This window comes from Veillonella sp. CAG:933, assembly GCF_000431435.1.
Classification (GTDB): Bacteria; Bacillota; Negativicutes; order Veillonellales; family Veillonellaceae; genus Veillonella_A.
Genome location: NZ_HF986216.1, coordinates 1 through 19,395 on the forward strand (window position 1 = coordinate 1; position 19,395 = coordinate 19,395).

Consider the following 19,395-nt stretch of genomic DNA (forward strand, 5'->3'; position numbering starts at 1 on the left):
AAAAAACTCAATTTCGTTACAGCCCCTTTTTGCTGTGCATATTTAGTTATTTGTAACAATGATTTTTACTTGAAAATATCTAGTTTTGACAGCCCGTTCCGAAGATTAATAATATCCCATGGCAAGTATTCGGCAATGGATAGACCTACGAGCTCAGAGTTTTCACTAACCGCTTGAAGAATTTGGAAAATCTTAGCCAATGTCATTTCACCAACTGCGTATTCAACCGGGCCCTGATGCGGTTTGTTGCAGAGGAGACTGCGGAAATCAGTAGGACTCAGAACATCTAAATCCAAATGAACCATGACGTGTTCAATCTTATTAGCCGTAAGCCAATCCGTAACAGGCTGGGTAGAGGTTAAATCCTGTGGTGTCAAATAGGACAAGGAATGCTCAGCAATAAAGCTTTTTTCATGCGGTAGAAGGCCGGATTCAATTAAGCCTACATAGAGGACTTGGTTCGGCCGGAACGGAGCTTTCACGGTTTTGGCAAAACTAGGGGCGCCATGACCCAATAAATTTCCTAACACCATGGCATGTTCGTGGTTGAACTCCTTCGGTGTCATGATATCGGGATGGGCATCAAGCCATAGAATCGCCGTATTATTCGGATATTGCTGGTGCAAGTAATCGAATGGTACTTGCGAAATAGAGCAGTCACCGCCGATGGTGATAATTTTGCGCGGTTGTTTAACCTTAAGAATTTCACGAGCCGTAGTCTGTTGTTGCAGGAGAATCTTTTCGGCAAAAACGTCTTGAGCGGTTTGCTCTTCATTGGCGGCGAGAGTTGCTTTTTCATCGGCTACCGGTACATATACTTTTTCAGTATTAGGCGAAGAAGGGAGCAGTGCCGCTAAAACTTGGGCACCTATTTGATAGTTCGGGTTAGCGCCTCCTTGCCATTGGGGATAGACGAGCTGTAATGTTTTGCCGGAAGCGGAAGCTGTGCTTGCAGGCATGCTCATAGTTGGATTTGATGTAGATTGTTGGCTCATGGTGTGAAAGACCTCCTTGAAAAATGCTATAATAATGATAATAAATGCTATAATAACGGTAACAAAAAATAATGGAAATAAATGTGAAAATATAACATCAATGTTCGATTTGAGGTGAAAACATGTTAATACCACGGTATATTTTTACCAATGATTTCGTTGAATTAAAGCCTTTATTTGAGGCTCAGCCACATAAAGAAATACAACTTAAAACCGGTGATTTTTTGTGGCAACCGGACGAGCATGTTCAGTATATCAACTATATAGAGTCGGGTATTGCAAGAACTTATTTGGTACACGAATCGGGTCGGCGCAAGATTATATCCTATCATGGCTCAGGCACCATTTTCCCCGGTTTTCACGAATTGGAATTTAAAATTGAACAAACCTTGGTGACTGAAGCTATTACGCCCATGAAAATTTGGCGCTTTTCACGGGATGAATTCGGCCAATTAATGGATGCATACCCACAAATTAATAAATACATGTTAAATTCCTATGCTCGCTATATAAATCTCTTGCTTTTTGAAACAGCTCATCAGGAGTACAACTCGGGTTTTGTCAGAGTGTGTAATGTAATACTTTTGTTACACAATGCTCAAAGTGAAGTGGGCCAGGGAATATTGGTTTTTTCACAAGAAGAATTGGCAGAACTCGTCGGCATGAGCCGCGTTAATCTGACACGCCATATCGGTCGCTTGAGAGAAGAAGGTATTATCGATACGGCCCGCAGAGAAATTAAGATTTTAAACATCCAAACCTTAATGCGTTATTGTTCCGGTGAAACAAGATTAGACTGAATTAACCTCACAATTGCCTATAGATATTATATAAAATAGGCGAATAGGAATTCTGCTACAAATGATACAGAATAACTGATATAATGAAATTAAGTTTTGAAATGCACAAATGTGTATTTAGGGAGTATTTAATTTATTATTCTATTTTAGTAAGGAGTGGAGCGTATGAAGCGGTTAGTGTTCTTATGTTTAGCCTTATGCCTGTTGCTGGCGGCAGGTTGTGCTCAAGTTACTTCTGAGATTGAGGTAAAATCGGACTTTAGCGGGGAATGGAAGGCCACGATTCAATCACCGGTACCAATCAGTAAAGGGGACTTATTGAGTGCGGTGACCCAGAATTCAAACGGGCAGGCGCCGATTGATATTAGTAAAGTAGAACTTGAAGCCATCGGACCTGACGGGAAGGAATTAAAAGGGGACAGTGCAACGGTACAATCTCAAATGTGGAAATTAGAAGCGAAATTTGCCAATAAAGATGAACTGGCTAAGATGAGTGCGGCCGTTTTCGGACGTAATCCTGATGCTAAAATAAATGTAATTTATCCATATGGCGATGATCCTGATATGTACACCTTTAATTTAGGTAAGGCATCGGGTGCTACGACCATTGAAGTGGATGGCAAAATTATTAAGGAAAGCATCGGCAAGGGCATTTTGAAAAATGATGACACGGTCATCTATGCCGCAGGCGATCCTATTTATTTCCAATTTAAAAAAGATGGCAGCTCCGGTCTTCTTATCGGTGGCGCATTGGGTATTGTTGTTTTGGCAGGCATCGGCTATGTAATCTATCGTCGCCGTCAGGCCACAGTATAGGGAGGGATTGTTATGAAAACGAAGCGACAGGTAACCTATATGTTGATGGCCTTGGCTATGGCTTTAATGCTTGTTCTCAGTGGTTGTGGCAGTTTGGGAAGCTCACAAGACTTTTCGGGCACATGGGGATATATAGAGACTCCGACAATGAAGGATGTTAACTATGAATACTCCAGTGATAAAATCATTCTTGTTACTTTTGAAAAAAAGACCGACCATACGTATACAGGGAATTTTAGGCAGTATCGCTATGCCCCGAAAAAGATGAACTTTTTAAATATGGATGAGTACGAGCGGGGCGACCGTTGGATGGTATTTGGCATTCCTAATGGGCCTAACAGACAAGGCTTATTGCCAAAAATGGAGCCGGAATATACGTTTAAAGAAATCGGTCATGATTTTGAACCATTTAACTTAACTGAACGGGACGGGGTGTTATACATTGATGAAAGCGGTACCGAATATACTTATGACAGCCAAAAAGATGCCCTGGTAAGCGGTAAATTTGTTATGCAACGCATTAAAGACGGCGACATGACAAACCTTAAAAACGAAGCCCAACAACACATCAGAGACTACTTCCAAAAGAAATACGTAGACACCAAGAAGTGGGATCTGGTAGACATCAAATTCACAGACGAAACATCCGGACAATAATATGCTTTTTATAGGCCTTTCCTTCCCCTAAGTTATAACTAATGCACGGAGGGCACAGGCTAATGTAAAAAGAACAAGCCTTGCACGTAAGGACTCCGAGTTAATTCCGCACAGTCTTTATAGCAATCAGACATAAATAACGTACTGAGGGAACGGCGTAACGCAAAAAAAGAAGAAGGGTATTGCTCGTAGACGACTTTGTTCTTGTAGAACCAGGAGTCCGAGAGCAATACCCTTCTTCTTTTTACATTATGCATACCTAAAGATATTATTTATGGCGGATTGCATGTAATTTTGTCGGTAAGAAATCGGAGCCCGAGAGCAATACCCTTCTTCTTTTTACTGAGCAAGGTCCCGATGTGCTTAGTTATAACTGATACCTGTCATTCCACAAAGTGCGAGCCCCGAAGTAAAGTAGGCAAAACGACGATAAGCACACGGTGGTACAGTTGGCAACCATGATGGTAATTTGGTACAGCACGGCTTCATTCGGCATGGCACCGGCCAAAATCTGACCGGTCATCATACCGGGAAGGGCGATAATCCCCATGCCCACCATGGAGTTCATGGTCGGTAAAAAAGCCGTTTCTAAGGACTGTATCACAAATGGATGCAGTATCTTAGCCGGCGGTGTGCCGATATTTAAGAGCACCTCGATTTGCTGTTTGTGAGAATCGAGATTTTCTTTAAATGACTTTAACGCCAAAGTGGCGCCGTTCATGGTAGCACTTACGAGCATACCGCTGATCGGAATGACATATTGGGGCGTTAAAATGTCTTTGCGGATAACGACAAGCAGCATAAAGCTTGTTATACTGATACAGGTGCCGATGACGGATAAGGCAGTAATCCACTTGAATTTACGGTTAAGCCATGGATTTTTGCGAAGCGTTCGAGTCACGGCAAAGCCGACCATCAAGGACAGATAGGTTAAGACAAAAATCGGTGACGGGTTTTGGAAAATGTAGAGCAACACGTATCCGGCAATGATTAACTGCACCGTCATCTGTAAGGTGCCCAGCAAGAGAAATTTCGTCTGCGGGATTTTACAATATGTGAAAATTCCGGCAATAACGAGGAGCAATAAGTAGATGGATAAGAATCCGCCTAATTGCATGGAAATAGCTTCAGTCATAATAAAAACTCCAATCTTATGGAACCGTATGTTTATACTTCGTGACGACTTTTAAGTTCAATCAAAGCATCGCTGAATTTAGGATAGAGTGTGTCGTCATGAGAAATGACCAACGTTGTTTTGTCGTGTTTGGCCATATATTCCTTCATGCGCGTGAAGAAGGTCGTAGCTGTCGGTGAGTCGAGGGCGGCACTCGGTTCATCCCACATATAAACCTCCGCATTGAAGGAAAGCATGATGGCGTTAAAGACACGCTGCTTTTCACCGCCGGATAAACGGGCCACATCTTGTTCCGGCGTAAACGGTGCCGCCGCAATGTGAAGAAACTCCTTCATGGCTGTTTCGGTCGGTGGGGTAGAGCCGCGATACGCATGGAATTGACGGAAATTATCGGCAATAGTGCCGTCAAAGAGATACACTTGTTGATTAATCAGTAGGATTTTACGGCGCAATTCTAATGCATTGATAGTGCTGATATCTACCTTATTGTAATAGATGGTTCCTTGTGAGGGATTAATAGTGGCATTGAATAAGCGAAAAAGGGTGCTTTTGCCGGAGCCGCTGGCACCTTGAATGAAGGTCATTTTGCCTTTTTCAATGGTCATATCAGGGTATTCAATCATATTGTTAAAGACTAAGTCTTTGGTCGTTATTAAGGTCATGAGAGTACTCCTTTCCTCTTTATTCTAATTGATTTTAACAAAATTACCTAGTTAAAAAATTATAAATTTATCATTCATAATTTGAAGTTGAGAATTCATTTCAGATTGACTTTACTCTTTTATTTTTTTGCAAATCGTGCTATGGTTATATTTTGAGATGCCGTACGATGCTTAGAAATTATCCTCAAAATTATGATTTAATGATTGAGGTACCTTACAAATCGATGGTGAACGAATTTATTCGATTTCAAAGAGCTCGATTATTAGCATTACTTAAGTATTCTCAATTTATATAATTGAAGCTATTTTTTTACGTTTTGCAAAATCTATATTTATTCAATTTGACAGAGACTATATTTATTTGGTTATCCTAAAAACTCATGCATGAAATAACTTAATGAGATAAATACTTTTGTGCTAGAGGGATGTACATTTAGAATATACAGATTTGAAATTTAGGAGTATAATTTAGTCGTGATATTACGAATGGAGGGCTTTACGATGAGCTTTTCGGTGCGTACAGATGTATGTATCCAGTGTAAAATGTGTGTGGCAGAGTGCCCGACAGGATTATTGGTTATGAAAGAAAACGGTCCGGCCGCCGGTTTTGGCAGTTGTATTTCTTGTGGACATTGCGTAGCAGTTTGTCCAACAAATGCGATTGATTATACAGTAACGCCGCGCGCCGATCAAATTCCGGTTGGGGATTACCAAGTACCAAGTCCTGAAGAGGCAGAGAAGTTTATCCGCTATCGCCGATCTATTCGTACATTCCGTGATACACCGGTTTCAAAGGCGCAAATTACGAGACTCTTGAATGTGGCTCGTATGGCTCCTACCGGCTCCAATAGCCAAGGCATTTCGTATCGAGTGATTCAGAATAAGGAAACGCTGGCTGCTATCAGTGAAGCCGTGATGGACTGGATGAGCGGATTGGGGAAAGAAAATAGTCGTATGCGAATTTATGCGTATAATGCAAAGCGCTATAACCGGACTGGGCGTGATTTTATTTTACATAAAGCACCTGCTTTAGTCCTGGCCATAAGCAAGGATGAATTGATTGACCGCGGCCGCGATAACGGTCATTTTGCCCTGTCTTATGCGGAATTAATGGCACCTTCCTTAGGCCTGGGAAGTTGTTGGTCCGGCTTTGTAGAATTTTGCGCACAAGTAGGCTATGAACCACTGCTGAAATTACTTAATTTACCGGCTGGGTATAGGGTTGCCGGAGCTATTATGGTGGGATATCCTAAATTTAAGTACCGCTATATGCCTGAGAGAGAATCACTGAGAGTTTTCTTTGATGAGGAGGATTAAACGCATGGCATTAGTAACACTGGAAATGATTAGGGAAGCGCAAGAACATCTGAAAGGGGTTGCACAGCGAACGGCTATGATGCATTCTACCTCTATGAGTGAACAATGCGGTTGTGAAGTCCATTTAAAAATGGAGAACTTCCAGCGTACCGGTTCATTCAAATTGCGCGGTGCGTATAACAAGGTAGCGTCATTGTCACCGGAAGAACGAGCTCGTGGGATTGTAGCTTCGTCGGCCGGCAATCATGCGCAAGGCGTGGCGTTGGCCGCTAAGGAATATGGTTGTAAAGCGACGATTTGCATGCCTACCAATGCACCGATTGCCAAAATTGATGCCACTAAAAGTTATGGTGCGGACGTAGTGCTGGCCGGTGATTTTTACGCCGATTGTTATGAAAAGGCTTGCCAATTGCAGAAGGAGAAAGGGTTTACTTTCTGTCATCCGTTTGATGACCCGTTGGTTATTGCCGGTCAAGGCACAATCGGTTTGGAAATTCTTGAAAAATTGCCTGAAACAGATGTTATCGTCGTGCCAATCGGTGGCGGCGGTTTAATTTCCGGTATTGCGGTAGCGGCGAAGGAATTAAAACCAAGTATTCGCATCGTCGGCGTACAGACTCAGAACATGCCGTCCATGAAGGAATCGGTAGAGCTTCGTAAAATTACGACCGTGCCGGCCTTAAAGAGCTTGGCCGACGGGATTACCGTAGGCACGCCGGGTACCTTGACATTTGACATCGTGTCTCAATATGTGGATGAAATCGTTACCGTTAGTGAAGCGGAAATTGCGGAAGCTATTTTGTTCCTTTTGGAACGTGTAAAAACGGCGGCCGAAGGCGCCGGTGCTTGCCCGGTAGCAGCGTTGATGAATCATAAAATTGCCGGCGTTGAAGGCAAGAACGTAGTGGCTATGGTAAGCGGCGGTAATATTGACGTAAACATGATTGACCGCATCATCAACAACGGCCTTGTTAAAACATGGCGTCGGGCTTATTTTGATGTTGTGGTACAAGATAAACCGCATGTTTTATCCAAAATTACGAGCATAATTTCTGACAGCAATGCCAATATTTTGAGTATTTATCATGACCGCAGTCAGCGTGACATTGAAGTGGGCTATGTACATGTAGCTTTGGAAATTGAAACCATGAATGAAAAACATGTTACCAGTCTGTTGGCTACCTTAGCGGACAATGGCTTCCCGGCTATTTTACGCTAACAAGGAGCCATGCGTTAAAGGGAGAGTGTTTTAGGGAGATGACACATATAGAGGAGACAAATTAGAAACATAGAGTAGGAGTAAAAATATGGAATCGGGAAAAAACTTAGAGCGTAATTTAAAACCCCGTCACGTGGAAATGATCGCCCTGGGCGGTACGATTGGGGTAGGCTTATTTATGGGTTCAGCCAGCACGATACAAACAGCCGGTCCGGCCGTATTATTGTGTTACGCTTTATCCGGGGTCGTAATGTTTTTAATTATGCGTATTATGGGTGAAATGCTGTATTTGGAGCCGGTACCGGGTTCGTTTGCGGCTTATGGTTATCGCTATATTTCACCGTATATCGGTTATATAACTGCTTGGTGCTACTGGTTTATGTGGATATCCGTAGGGCTTGCCGAAGTTACGGCGGTTGGGATTTACATGAGTTATTGGTTCCCGGAACTGCCCCATTGGGTATCGGCTTTCGTAGCTATGGCAATTATTGTTGCAGCCAATCTTGCGTCCGTTAAATATTATGGCGAGTTTGAATTCTGGTTTGCTTTGATTAAAGTAGGGACCATCGTATTTATGCTCGTTATCGGGGCCATGATGATTTTATTCGGCTTTGGTAATGACGGTGTACCTATCGGGTTCTCCAATTTATGGGAACATGGCGGGTTTGCACCGCACGGCTTCGGCGGTATGTTGGCGGCTATGTGCGTTGTTGCGGCAGCCTTCCAAGGGGTTGAATTGGTAGGGATTACAGCCGGTGAAGCACAGAATCCGCGTCATACCTTGGTAAAAGCGGTTAAAGGCATTGTTTGGCGTATCTTGATTTTCTATGTTGGTGCTATTTTTATTATTCTTTGTATTTATCCTTGGAATGAACTGGGTTTTGTAGGCAGTCCGTTTGTAACGACATTCTCTAAAGTAGGGATTGCCAGTGCTGCCGGTATTATCAATTTTGTAGTTTTGACAGCCGCTTTATCCGGTTGCAACAGTGGTATTTATAGTTGTGGTCGTATGTTGTATACGTTGGCTAAAAACGGTCAGGCCCCTAAGATTTTTGCGAAATTATCTAAATCGGGCGTACCGCGCAACGGTATTTATGTATCCATGCTTTCCTTAGTATTCGGGGTTGTGTTGAATTATTTGATTCCGGACTCCAAATTGTTCTTATATATTTATAGTGCCAGCGTTTTCCCTGCTATGGTATCCTGGTTCGTATTGGCCGGAGCACAGCGCAAGTTCAGAGAACGTTGGGGCAAAGAAATCATGGATCAGCATCCGTTCAAATCGCCATTGTATCCATATTCCAACTATTTCTGCTTGGGCTTCTTGGTACTCGTTACTATCGGTATGATTTGGAATGAAGATACGCGTGTATCCTTAGTGGTAGGTTGGTTGTTTATCGCTATTGTTACGGCGTTCTACTATGGTCTTGGCATGAATAAACGTCCGGTTGTTCACGAAGAATTCGTTCATGAAGACGGACTCGGTGCCGGTGGTCCTGCTCGTGAAGAGTCTGCCGCAGCAGAAGGTTCGGTAACGGCTATTAAATAGTTATTTATTTAGATTGACATAGAGCGTTTAGAGCTTTATCAATAGAAATCTCCTTTGGGAAGAACATAAAAGTCTCACAATAATCTAAAAAAGGTTATTGTGGGACTTTTTTATTTCCGGTTTATGTGGTAGGATAATAAATAAGCTTGGCGAAGTGGGGTTTACAAAACTCTTTGAACTGCAGTTGGCGTTATCATTGTTCGCATAACGGTTGGTTTGAGAGTTTGCTTGCATCCGGACTGAGAACCCGAGATGTAGTGCCAAGATACTTTTTGAGGGGCCCATAGGGCAGTGTAAATGAGAGAGAGGTCTTACAAATGAATCTAAAAAAATGGTTAGCACCTGTGTTGGTGGGAATTTTGGCAATCGGTATTGCCGGTTGCGGCACTGATTCCTCATCGAAGGAAATTCGAATCGGCGCAACGGCCGGTCCGCACGCGGAAGTGGTGGAAGCGGTAGCCAAAGAAGCGGCTAAAGAAGGCATCAATGTAAAAGTTGTGGAATTTTCCGATTATGTAACACCGGACAAAGCGTTGGCTGAAGGTGACTTGGATCTTAACAGCTATCAACACGTACCATTTATGGAAAACTTTAACAAAAATAATAACGCTAATTTAGTGTCTATCGGCAAAACAATTTTGATGCGCATGGGTTTATACAGCAATCAGGTGAAAAGTGTTGATGAAATTCCCGATGGCGCTGTTGTAGCTATTCCGAACGATCCGACTAATGGCGGTCGCGGCTTAGCGTTATTGGCTAAAGCCGGTCTTATTACCTTAAAAGAAGGTGTTGGCTTCAAAGCTACGCCGGCTGATGTTGTGTCCAATCCTAAAAACTTACAAATCAGAGAATTGGAAGCAGCACAATTACCACGCAGTCTTGATGATGTGACGGTAGCAGCGATTCCGATGAACTATGTAATGAGTGCCGGTATTGACGTGGCTAAGCAGGGGATTTTCTTAGAACCTAAGAATGAACCGTTGGCTGTCATGGTTTTAGCGGCTCGTGAAAAGGATAAAGACAATCCTACGTATAAAAAAATTGCTGAGATTTACCACTCCCCGGCGATTAAGCAGTTCATTGCCGATAAATTTAAAGGCACCATTGAACCGGCTGAATAATTGAGGCAGGCTGAATCATATGTAAAATAAAGTAAGCCCTGAGGCGATAGTTGTTATCGCTTCGGGGCTTTTTTGATGTTTAAAAGTATGACTCGGGGTAAAACCGAAGGTTGTTTGTCAGACGTTTTATATGTAGTAAACCGAGGTTTATTTGTCAGCTGCTTTTATATGTCGTTTGAGTAATTGGCCGTACCCTTTTTTGCCACAGAATGTATTGTTTTCGGCAATAAGTTGGCCGCGGAGGAATACTTTGGCCACCGTGGCGTTGACGGTCATGCCTTCGTAGGCGGAGTAACCACAGGTAGTTTTTAAATTATCGGCGCGGAATGTCCGTGATTCGTTAGGATTAAAGAGAACAAGATCCGCATCATAGCCCACTTTAATATCGCCTTTGTTTGTAATCCCGAAGATGCGCGCCGCATTAGTGGCTGTCACCTGCACGAATTGCTCCGGCGTAAGGCGTTTTTGCAAAACACCTTCGCTAAAGAGGAGCGGCATGCGTTCTTCTACACCACTGATGCCGCCGGGACAATTTCTGAAATCGTCCACATAGGCTTGCTTTTCAGCAATGGTAAATGGACAGTGGTCGGTGGCAACCACCTGGACCGTGCCGTCCTGTAAGCCCTGCCACAGCGCGTCTTGGTCTTCTTTTTTACGAAGGGGCGGTGCCAGCATATATTTAATGCCTTCCATGGGACCGCCGTCTTTAAATTTATCATCTGTTAAGAAAAGATACTGCGGGCAGGTTTCGGCATAAATATTGGCTTGCCCTTCTTGGCGGGCAAGACGGATTTCGCTGAGGCTTTCGTGCGCCGACATATGCACTAAGTAGACCGGTGCGTCACCGACAACGCGGGCGAGACCGATAACGGTATTTACGCTGATTGACTCGGCCGTATTAGGGCGCGTCAAGGCGTGGCCGATAGGCAGCAATTCTTCCTTGGTCAAACGATTACGCAGTGTATTGGTAATCGTGTCATCTTCTGCATGGACGGTCAAAAGACCACCGCATTTCTTTAAACGTTCCAACAAGGCAAAGAGTTCCGGTTCGTGCAAGGGCGAACCATAGGTGGTATAAGCTTTAAAAGATGGGAATCCTTCTTTGGTTACAAGTTCATTGATTTCTTTTAAAATGGAATCGTCAACATGTTGAAAAACGCCGTGAAAGCTATAATCCACGGGGCAATCTTTGGCGAGGTCGCGATATACATCGAATTGATGATGTAAGGAACAGCCGGCAGGACCGAAGGCTATGTGGTCGATAATGGTAGTTGTACCGCCGCAGGCCGCCGCGATGCCACCATGTAAAAAGTCGTCACAGGCGCGATGTTTCGGCGATTGTTGCAGGTCAAAATGAGTATGCGGATCGATGCCGCCGGGCACGACATAATGCCCCGTGGCGTCAATGATTTCGTAGTCGGTGCCTTGATCTTTAATAGGGTCGACTGTTTGGAATTCCTGTTCAGCAGGGCTATTGTTAGTGCCGGAGCCAACTGTTTGCCGGGCCGCATGTGGTGCGGTAATGGCGGTAATCGTGTCACCGGTAATCACGATATCACCGACGAAATGATCGGTGGCTGTGCAAATAAGACCGTTTTCAATAATGATATTCATAAGGCAAACCCTTTCTGCTATAGGCATAGAATCTTGAAAGTGTAATGTCATGATTGTTTTATAACGAGTATATATAACTTTATAATACCCCTTTTGTTGATTTATTCAAAGCATTAAATATACCGAAAGAAGAAAAATAGGGTATAATAAATAGTAAGAGTTTTTTGAATATGAAGTGGCCCACATGAGTGGCTGCGTATCGTGTAGCGGTTGCCGGCAATAGTTAACGTCTCGGCGATTGTATTAGACATATGGCTGGCAGCAAAGGCTGCTTGTGACGAAGATAAAGGAGGTTGTATATGACCGAGTTAAAAGTAGTAGTATCAGAACAGGCGGAATCAGTAGTCGGTATATTGACGAAACGTGACGTTATTCGGCCGCATCAAACCGATTTTACCAATGTGGGCGCAGTTATTATTTGTGACTGCGAGATAGATACATTAAAGAGTACGCCGGTTAAGGTGTTTGACATTCCTGTATTTGTGGTGCGCACAGGCACCGGTATGGAAGGCTTAAGCCCTAACCAAGTATCGCAGGCGGAGGACACCGTATTGCGCGATGCCTATGCGGTATTAGACGATGAGCCGTCGGAACGTGAATTCTACATTCGACGCCTCGAAACGGCTGTTCAAAATTATGAGCATCGCTCGTTACCGCCGTTTTTCCGTTCTTTGAGACGCTATGTAGAGCTGGGCAATTCCCAGTTTGACTGTCCGGGCCATCAAGGGGGGCAGTTCTTCCGCAAACATCCGGCGGGCCGCGCTTTTTACGATTATTTCGGTGAACATATTTTCCGCAGTGATTTATGTAATGCGGACGTTCAACTGGGCGACTTGCTCATTCATGAAGGCTACGCGCTGGAGGCTCAGGAGCATGCGGCGCAGGTATTTAATGCGGACAAAACCTATTTTGTACTCAATGGTACGTCCTCGTCCAATAAAGTAGTCCTCAACGCTTTATTGGCTCCCGGCGATATCGTGCTCTATGATCGCAACAATCATAAATCCGTATCGCACGGCGCTTTGGTCCAGGCCGGTGCCATTCCGGTGTATCTGGAAACGGCTCGCAATCCGTTCGGCTCCATCGGCGGTATTCCGGAAGCTTGTTTTGACGAAACCTTCCTGCGTGAGCGCATTGCGGAACGTGCTCCTGAAAAAGCCAAGGCTGAGCGTCCGATTCGTTTGGCGGTAATTCAGCTTGGTACCTATGACGGCACGATTTATAACGCGCGCCAAGTAGTCGATAAAATCGGTCACTTATGTGACTACATTCTCTTTGATTCCGCCTGGGTAGGCTATGAACAATTCATTCCGATGATGAAAGATTGTTCACCACTACTTTTGGAACTCGGTCCTGACGATCCGGGCATTTTGGTAACTCAGTCCGTGCATAAACAAATGGCGGGTTTTTCACAAACATCACAAATTCACAAAAAGGATTCGCATATCCGTGGGCAAGCCCGTTATGTGAATCAGAAGCGTTTTAACAACGCCTTTATGATGCATGCCTCCACATCGCCGTTCTATCCGCTCTTTGCGGCCCTCGATGTGAATGCGAAAATTCACGCCGGTGAAGGCGGCCGAGCTTTATGGCGTGACTGTGTTATGGTGGGCATCGAAGCCCGTAAAACGGTGCTGCGCAACTGTAAGTATTTACGGCCTCTCGTGCCGCCGACGGTTCACGGTAAAGCGTGGGAAGACGGCGAAACGGAAGTTATGTCCGATGATGTGTCGTACTTTGCCTTTGAGCCGGATGCGAAATGGCATTCCTTCAGCGGTTACGGCGAAGGGCAATATTTCATCGACCCTTGTAAATTCCAGCTCATAACACCGGGCATCGATATGGAAACCGGTGAATACGAGGATTTTGGCATTCCGGCCACAATTTTGGCAAATTATTTGCGCGAGCATCAGGTCGTGCCGGAGAAATGTGACCTCAATACGATTTTATTCTTGCTCACACCGGCCGAGTCGTACACCAAAATGGATGCACTCATTGCTAAATTGTTGCGTTTTGAGCAGCTCATCGAAGCGGACGCGTCATTACAGGATGTTTTGCCGAGTGTATATACGCAGAACATCGACCGCTATCGCGGCTATACGATTCGTCAGCTGTGCCAAGAAATGCATGACTTTTATAAAGTGCGCCGTGTGAGTGAATTGCAACAGAAATTATTTAAACGGGAGTATTTCCCTACCTATGTGAAAACACCGCAGGCGGCGAATATTGATTTTGTACGCGGTGAAGGGGAATTGATTCCGATTGCGGACTGTGTGGGTCGCATGGCGCTTGAAGGGGCCTTGCCGTATCCGCCGGGCGTTATTTGCGTGCAGCCGGGTGAACTTTGGTCGGAAGCGGCTCGTGATTATTTCGTGGCCCTTGAAGAAGGCATTAATGAATTACCGGGTTTTGCACCGGAGCTTCAAGGCGTTTATATTGAAGCGGATGAAACCGGTTATAAGCGGGCTTATGCGTATGTATTAAAAGAGTCCGCACAGAAAGAAGGGGTATAATGGCGAAGGATGAATTAACCTCGGTGGATGAAGCACAATTGTTGCGTTCTATCGGTGAAGCAGTGACGGCGGCGGTGAAGGAATTGGTGACCGTTGCCAAGCTGGAAGCCGGTGATCTGTTTGTTATCGGTTGTTCCACCAGTGAAGTGCGAGGAAGCCGTATCGGTACAGATTCGGCAACGGACGTGGGTGAAACAATTATTAAGGCAGCCGCCGCCGTTTTAGAGCCGCTGAAGATTTCTTTGGCCGTGCAATGCTGCGAACATTTGAATCGCGCCTTGGTACTTGAAAAGTCGGTAGCTAATCGGCATAATTGGCCGATTTGTAATGCAGTGCCGCAACTTCACGCCGGTGGTGCTGCCTCGATGGCAGCGTATAAGCACTTTGCGGCGCCGGTTGTGGTTGAACGGGTAGAGGCTGATGCGGCCCTTGATATTGGCGATACGCTGATCGGCATGCATTTAAAACCGGTAGCCGTGCCGGTTCGCTTAGGCGTAAAAACAATCGGTGAAGCTCATGTGACAGCCGGCCGCGTACGGCCTAAATATATCGGCGGCGCACGCGCTGTTTACGATGAATCATTAATGTGACAGAGGTGAGTACGTTTGAATTTCTATACTTATGCCTATATCGTGCAACAAGGGCAGTTTAACGCCCTTTTGCAATATGGTATATCATTTATACTCTTGGTGGCGCTGTTGGGGGTCAGTATCTTATTTATGCGCCATCGTTTGAATAGTCGTTATCGCGATTTGACAATTCTTTTATCGCTGCTGATTGTGTTTATTTTGGGCATTCGTTGGAGTGAATATGATTCCTCTATGCGAAACTCGGAAGAAAGCAGTCGCATGGCTAGTTTTATCGTATCTGTATCGGAGCGTTTGGGCACGAATAAGGAAGATGTGAAGGTTAATTCAACCCATCTTGATGATGACGTAATAGTCAGTGCGGGCAATCGTTTTTATCGGGCCCATTTTATCAAAGGGTACGGAGCCTATTCATTGACGCAGGTACACGTGATAGATTCGCAGATTAAAGTCATAGATGTGGTGAAGGAGTAAAGCAAACATGATAACGGGTTATACGTTGATTATGATAAAACTGGTGCTGGGCATATTGTGTTTGGTACTGCAAATCAATTTAATGGGCAAGGGGAATTTGGCTCCGAACTCGGCTATTGATCAGGTGCAGAACTACGTGCTTGGCGGTATTATAGGGGGTGTTATTTATAACGAAGCCATTGGAGTCTTGCAATTTTTGCTGGTTCTCATCGGATGGACTATCGTTGTTATGGCGCTTCGCTATTTGTCGGCCTATAATCACCATGTGAAACGTATCGTAGACGGTACGCCCACAATCGTGGTGGATTATGGTAAAATTCAAGTAGAAGATTGTATGCGCAACGGCGTCAGTGCCGGTGACTTACATTTAAAACTGCGCGCCAATGGGGTAACGCGCGTAGGCGAAGTAAAACGAGCCGTTTTAGAACAAAACGGGCAATTGACGGTAGTTAAATTTGGGGAAGATTCGGTACATTATCCGTTAATCGTTGACGGGCAGATAGATGAAAATGTATTGTCATTAATCGAAAGAGATAGAGAGTGGTTAGAAACGAACGTAGCAGAGCAAGGCTATCAACCGTCGGATATATATATGGCCGAGCTCGTGCATGGTGAGTTGGTTATAACCCCGTATGCGAAGGATTAATCCCGCTTGGGGCGATGAAAGGAGCTAGTCATGGTTGGACTGCAGCGAGCTTTATTGATAATTGCATTTCTCTATATTTTGTACCACATATATACACATGGTTTTACGACCACCAATTTAATTGCCGTTGTGTTACTGTTGTTCTCGTTGGCATTTGAGTTGACTCGTAAGGTTCGCCGTGAAAAATTAGAAGCTTATTTTGCCCGTAAAGAGGCGGAAATAGAGGCTGAAGAAGCGGCCAAAGCGGCCAAAGCAGCGGCGGCACGGGGCGAAGCAGTTGATTCGAATACAGAAAAGACAGTTGATGTTGAACATAAAGTTAAATGATAGATGTTAAGGTTAAGCTAAAGCTGAAGCCAAAGCCGAAGTTAAAGCTAAAGCTAAAGCCTGTATAGTAGTATGCTTATTAAGGAAGCTCTCAGCTTCTTATGAAAGGAGTCTTTGATGAAATTAATTTCTTGGAATGTTAACGGTCTGCGCGCCGCGGTAACGAAAGGTTTTATGGAAAGTTTTGAAAAACTTGATGCGGATATGTTTTGCCTGCAGGAAACGAAGTTGCAGCCACACCAAATCGAGTTGGAATTGCCGGGCTATGAGCAGTATTGGAACAGTGCGGTGAAAAAGGGGTACAGCGGTACGGCCCTTTTCACACGTGTGAAACCGTTAAATGTAACGAACGGTATCGGCATTGAAGAACACGATCAGGAAGGGCGCGTGATTACGGCGGAATACGATAATTTTTATCTCGTAACCTGCTACACGCCGAACAGCCAGCGTGAATTGGCTCGTTTGGAATACCGTATGACTTGGGAAGATGCGTTCCGCGCCTATTTGTTGGAATTAGATGCGAAAAAGCCGGTTATTCTTTGCGGTGATTTAAACGTAGCGCATAATGAAATTGACTTAAAAAATCCTAAGACAAATCGGAGAAACGCCGGCTTTACCGACGAAGAACGTGAGAAAATGACGGAGTTGTTAGATGCCGGTTTCACCGATACTTTCCGTAAACTTTATCCGGACGTGACCGATGCGTACAGCTGGTGGTCCTATATGGGCAAAGCCCGCGATCGGAACGTAGGGTGGAGAATTGACTATTTTATTACCTCCGCACGTCTCGATAAGGATATTGTGGAAGCTAAAATTCATCCGGATATTTTCGGCAGCGATCACTGCCCGGTTGAGTTGGAAATTAATCTTTAATCACCGTAGAAGTATAGTTTTTGACAGGGATTTTTGATTTATACTCTATAGAATGGTCAAAAAGACGGTTCTTTATGGAGTTTTATCTATATTGAATTGTCATATATACATAAAAATAGTAAGAGTTCGCCTTAAAAAATCAAGGCGGACTCTTTTATTTTCTATCCTTTATAAATCATGCGTAATAGTTATGATAAAAATGCCTCATATGAAAAATACATGGTTAATAACTTGGGGCTGTGGTATAGTGTATACAAGACATAGATTTGTAATGTTGAATCTTTGATTTTATAGTGTATGCGTAAAAAGGAGACACGATTATTATGGCAAATTATAATCCCTACGAAAACATGCTTAACACACTTGACCAAGCGGCCGAAAAATTAGGTTTGACGAGAAACGACTATGAAGTTATCCGTCATCCTGAACGGGAAATGCAAGTAGCCGTACCGGTACAAATGGACGATGGTCATATTGAAGTTTTCAGCGGTTATCGTACGCAACATAGTACAATTATGGGCGCCGCTAAAGGTGGTCTCCGTTTCCATCCTGATTCCGATGAAAACGAAGTTCGTGCTTTGGCAGCTTGGATGACAATCAAAAACTCTATCGCACACCTTCCATACGGTGGCGGTAAAGGCGGTATTAAAGTAGATCCTAAGAAATTGAGCCAACGCGAATTAGAACGCTTAACTCGCGGTTTTGTTCGTAAAATTGCGCCAATCATCGGCGTTGACACTGACGTGCCGGCTCCTGATGTTAACACTAATCCTCAGATTATGGCTTGGATTGTGGATGAATTCTCCACATTAAAAGGCGTATGGTCCCCGGGCGTTGTAACCGGTAAACCATTGGCCGTTGGCGGTTCCAAAGGCCGTAACGAAGCAACCGGCCGTGGCTGCATGTTTACGTTGAAGAGCTACCTTGAAAAGAAAGGTAAGAAAATGAGCGACGTAACTATCGCTGTTCAAGGCTTCGGTAACGTAGGTAGCGTTGGTGCTTTATTGATGCATCGTGAAGGCGCTAAAATCGTTGCTATCGGCGACGTTCATGGTTCCATTTACAATGAAAACGGTATCGACGTTGAAAAAGCTTACGAATATGCCAACTCTCATGGCCGTTCCTTGGAAGGCTACGAAGAAGCCGGCATGACTCGTATTCCTAACCCTGAATTATTACTTCTCGACGTAGATGTATTATACCTCGCTGCTTTGGAAAACCAATTGAACGGCAGCAATATGAAAGAAGTTAAAGCTAAAACTATCTTGGAAGGTGCTAACGGCCCTACAACTAATGAAGCTGACTTGTACTTCTTTGAAAAAGGCATCGAAATCATTCCTGACGTATTGGCAAACGGTGGCGGCGTAGTAACTTCTTACTACGAATGGGTACAGAACAAAGCCGGCTTCTACTGGGATGAAGACGAAGTAAATGCTCGCCTCGAAAAGAACATGAAAATGAGCTTTGAAGAAGTTTGGGAAATGCAACAACAGTACAAAGTATATCCTCGTTTAGCTGCTTACATGGTAGCTTTGAAACGTTTGGTTGATGCCAGCAAACTTCGTGGTTTCAACGGCTGATAATAACGGGAGCAAACTCGTTTAATTTGAATTAACAGCTGACTACAGCTTTAAGAATCTTTACACTTTGCTTTTAACGGTCAAACAGTAGTGAGTACTGATTGAGTCCGTACAACTTATACAACGCTAAGTATGACTGTCTAACAGGCTATGCGTAGCCACCTTGCTAAATAATATAATGAAAGAAGTATACTCAGCGTAAGAGCGGTCAGGTAAGTAATGCCTGACCGCTTTTTTTGCGCGTGGTTTGGGCAGGCAGATTTAGGCGGGCGGATTTAGTGAAATTACCAATCATATAGTCGGGATTTCAGGGGCGGAAAAGAACAATAAAGGCCTAATAAAAGCCTAACAAAGGTTTAATAAAAGCCCGAAATGTGTGACTTTTGCAACATATTTAAAATACGTATGGAATTTGTAAAAATTTAATAAAAAAGTACTTGCTTTTACTTTGAATTTAGTATAAAATATCTCTTGTACCATTCCTCGATAGCTCAGTCGGTAGAGCAATCG

18 protein-coding genes are annotated in these 19,395 nt (G+C 44.1%); 14 read left to right on the forward strand and 4 right to left on the reverse strand.

Going from position 1 to position 19,395, the window contains the following annotated elements; all coding sequences use genetic code 11:
• Window positions 1-65: 65 nt before the first annotated feature.
• Entirely contained in the window at window positions 66-995 is a 930-nt protein-coding gene (locus QZL64_RS09465) for an arginase family protein (protein ID WP_021841755.1), read from the reverse strand.
• Window positions 996-1,117: 122 nt separating this feature from the next.
• Between QZL64_RS09465 and QZL64_RS09470 the strand changes: the two genes are divergently transcribed.
• The 3 genes from QZL64_RS09470 (at window position 1,118) to QZL64_RS09480 (ending at window position 3,268) form a co-directional block, all read left to right on the forward strand.
• Complete coding sequence (locus QZL64_RS09470; RefSeq protein ID WP_021841756.1) at window positions 1,118-1,795, forward strand: Crp/Fnr family transcriptional regulator; 678 nt, start codon at window positions 1,118-1,120, stop codon at window positions 1,793-1,795.
• A 165-nt stretch (window positions 1,796-1,960) separates the two neighbouring features.
• A complete protein-coding gene (locus QZL64_RS09475) occupies window positions 1,961-2,611 on the forward strand; it encodes a hypothetical protein (protein ID WP_021841757.1) in 651 nt (216 codons plus the stop codon).
• 12 nt (window positions 2,612-2,623) lie between these two features.
• The gene (locus QZL64_RS09480; RefSeq protein ID WP_021841758.1) at window positions 2,624-3,268 is read left to right on the forward strand and encodes a hypothetical protein; all 645 of its coding nucleotides are present in this window, start codon (window positions 2,624-2,626) and stop codon (window positions 3,266-3,268) included.
• Window positions 3,269-3,635: 367 nt separating this feature from the next.
• Here QZL64_RS09480 and QZL64_RS09485 read toward each other — a convergent pair whose 3' ends face one another.
• Both QZL64_RS09485 and QZL64_RS09490 read right to left on the reverse strand, forming a co-directional pair.
• Window positions 3,636-4,403 carry an ABC transporter permease gene (locus QZL64_RS09485; RefSeq protein WP_021841759.1) on the reverse strand — a complete coding sequence of 256 codons (768 nt, stop codon included), beginning with the start codon at window positions 4,401-4,403 and terminating at the stop codon, window positions 3,636-3,638.
• A 32-nt stretch (window positions 4,404-4,435) separates the two neighbouring features.
• Window positions 4,436-5,065, reverse strand: coding sequence for an ABC transporter ATP-binding protein (locus tag QZL64_RS09490; protein ID WP_021841760.1), 630 nt, complete (start codon window positions 5,063-5,065; stop codon window positions 4,436-4,438).
• Window positions 5,066-5,566: 501 nt separating this feature from the next.
• Here QZL64_RS09490 and QZL64_RS09495 point away from each other — a divergent pair.
• The 4 genes from QZL64_RS09495 (at window position 5,567) to QZL64_RS09510 (ending at window position 10,271) form a co-directional block, all read left to right on the forward strand.
• Window positions 5,567-6,382 (forward strand): nitroreductase family protein, encoded by an 816-nt coding sequence (locus tag QZL64_RS09495; RefSeq protein ID WP_021841761.1) that lies wholly within the window; start codon window positions 5,567-5,569, stop codon window positions 6,380-6,382.
• Window positions 6,383-6,386: 4 nt separating this feature from the next.
• Window positions 6,387-7,601 (forward strand): threonine ammonia-lyase, encoded by a 1,215-nt coding sequence (gene ilvA / locus QZL64_RS09500; RefSeq protein WP_021841762.1) that lies wholly within the window; start codon window positions 6,387-6,389, stop codon window positions 7,599-7,601.
• Window positions 7,602-7,689: 88 nt separating this feature from the next.
• Window positions 7,690-9,150, forward strand: coding sequence for an amino acid permease (locus QZL64_RS09505; RefSeq protein WP_021841763.1), 1,461 nt, complete (start codon window positions 7,690-7,692; stop codon window positions 9,148-9,150).
• A 317-nt stretch (window positions 9,151-9,467) separates the two neighbouring features.
• Window positions 9,468-10,271, forward strand: a complete 804-nt coding sequence (locus QZL64_RS09510) for a MetQ/NlpA family ABC transporter substrate-binding protein (RefSeq protein WP_021841764.1) — start codon at window positions 9,468-9,470, stop codon at window positions 10,269-10,271.
• Window positions 10,272-10,418: 147 nt separating this feature from the next.
• On the opposite strand, the gene hydA is transcribed toward QZL64_RS09510, so the two are convergent.
• On the reverse strand, window positions 10,419-11,885 hold the full coding sequence (gene hydA / locus QZL64_RS09515; protein ID WP_021841765.1) for a dihydropyrimidinase: 1,467 nt from the start codon (window positions 11,883-11,885) through the stop codon (window positions 10,419-10,421).
• 299 nt (window positions 11,886-12,184) lie between these two features.
• On the opposite strand from hydA, the gene speC reads away from it, so the two are divergent.
• The 7 genes from speC (at window position 12,185) to QZL64_RS09550 (ending at window position 18,885) form a co-directional block, all read left to right on the forward strand.
• A complete protein-coding gene (gene speC / locus QZL64_RS09520; protein ID WP_021841766.1) occupies window positions 12,185-14,398 on the forward strand; it encodes an ornithine decarboxylase in 2,214 nt (737 codons plus the stop codon).
• Window positions 14,398-14,988 carry a TIGR01440 family protein gene (locus QZL64_RS09525; protein WP_021841767.1) on the forward strand — a complete coding sequence of 197 codons (591 nt, stop codon included), beginning with the start codon at window positions 14,398-14,400 and terminating at the stop codon, window positions 14,986-14,988. Before speC ends, QZL64_RS09525 begins: the two co-directional genes overlap by 1 nt.
• Before the next feature lie 15 nt (window positions 14,989-15,003).
• Window positions 15,004-15,459, forward strand: coding sequence for a DUF3290 domain-containing protein (locus tag QZL64_RS09530; RefSeq protein WP_021841768.1), 456 nt, complete (start codon window positions 15,004-15,006; stop codon window positions 15,457-15,459).
• 7 nt (window positions 15,460-15,466) lie between these two features.
• Window positions 15,467-16,105: a DUF421 domain-containing protein gene (locus tag QZL64_RS09535; RefSeq protein WP_021841769.1), complete on the forward strand. Its 639-nt coding sequence runs from the start codon at window positions 15,467-15,469 to the stop codon at window positions 16,103-16,105.
• Window positions 16,106-16,135: 30 nt separating this feature from the next.
• Complete coding sequence (locus QZL64_RS09540; RefSeq protein WP_021841770.1) at window positions 16,136-16,432, forward strand: hypothetical protein; 297 nt, start codon at window positions 16,136-16,138, stop codon at window positions 16,430-16,432.
• A 117-nt stretch (window positions 16,433-16,549) separates the two neighbouring features.
• Window positions 16,550-17,305, forward strand: a complete 756-nt coding sequence (locus tag QZL64_RS09545) for an exodeoxyribonuclease III (protein ID WP_021841771.1) — start codon at window positions 16,550-16,552, stop codon at window positions 17,303-17,305.
• A gap of 323 nt (window positions 17,306-17,628) precedes the next feature.
• Window positions 17,629-18,885 (forward strand): Glu/Leu/Phe/Val family dehydrogenase, encoded by a 1,257-nt coding sequence (locus tag QZL64_RS09550; RefSeq protein WP_021841772.1) that lies wholly within the window; start codon window positions 17,629-17,631, stop codon window positions 18,883-18,885.
• The last annotated feature ends 510 nt before the right edge of the window (window positions 18,886-19,395 follow it).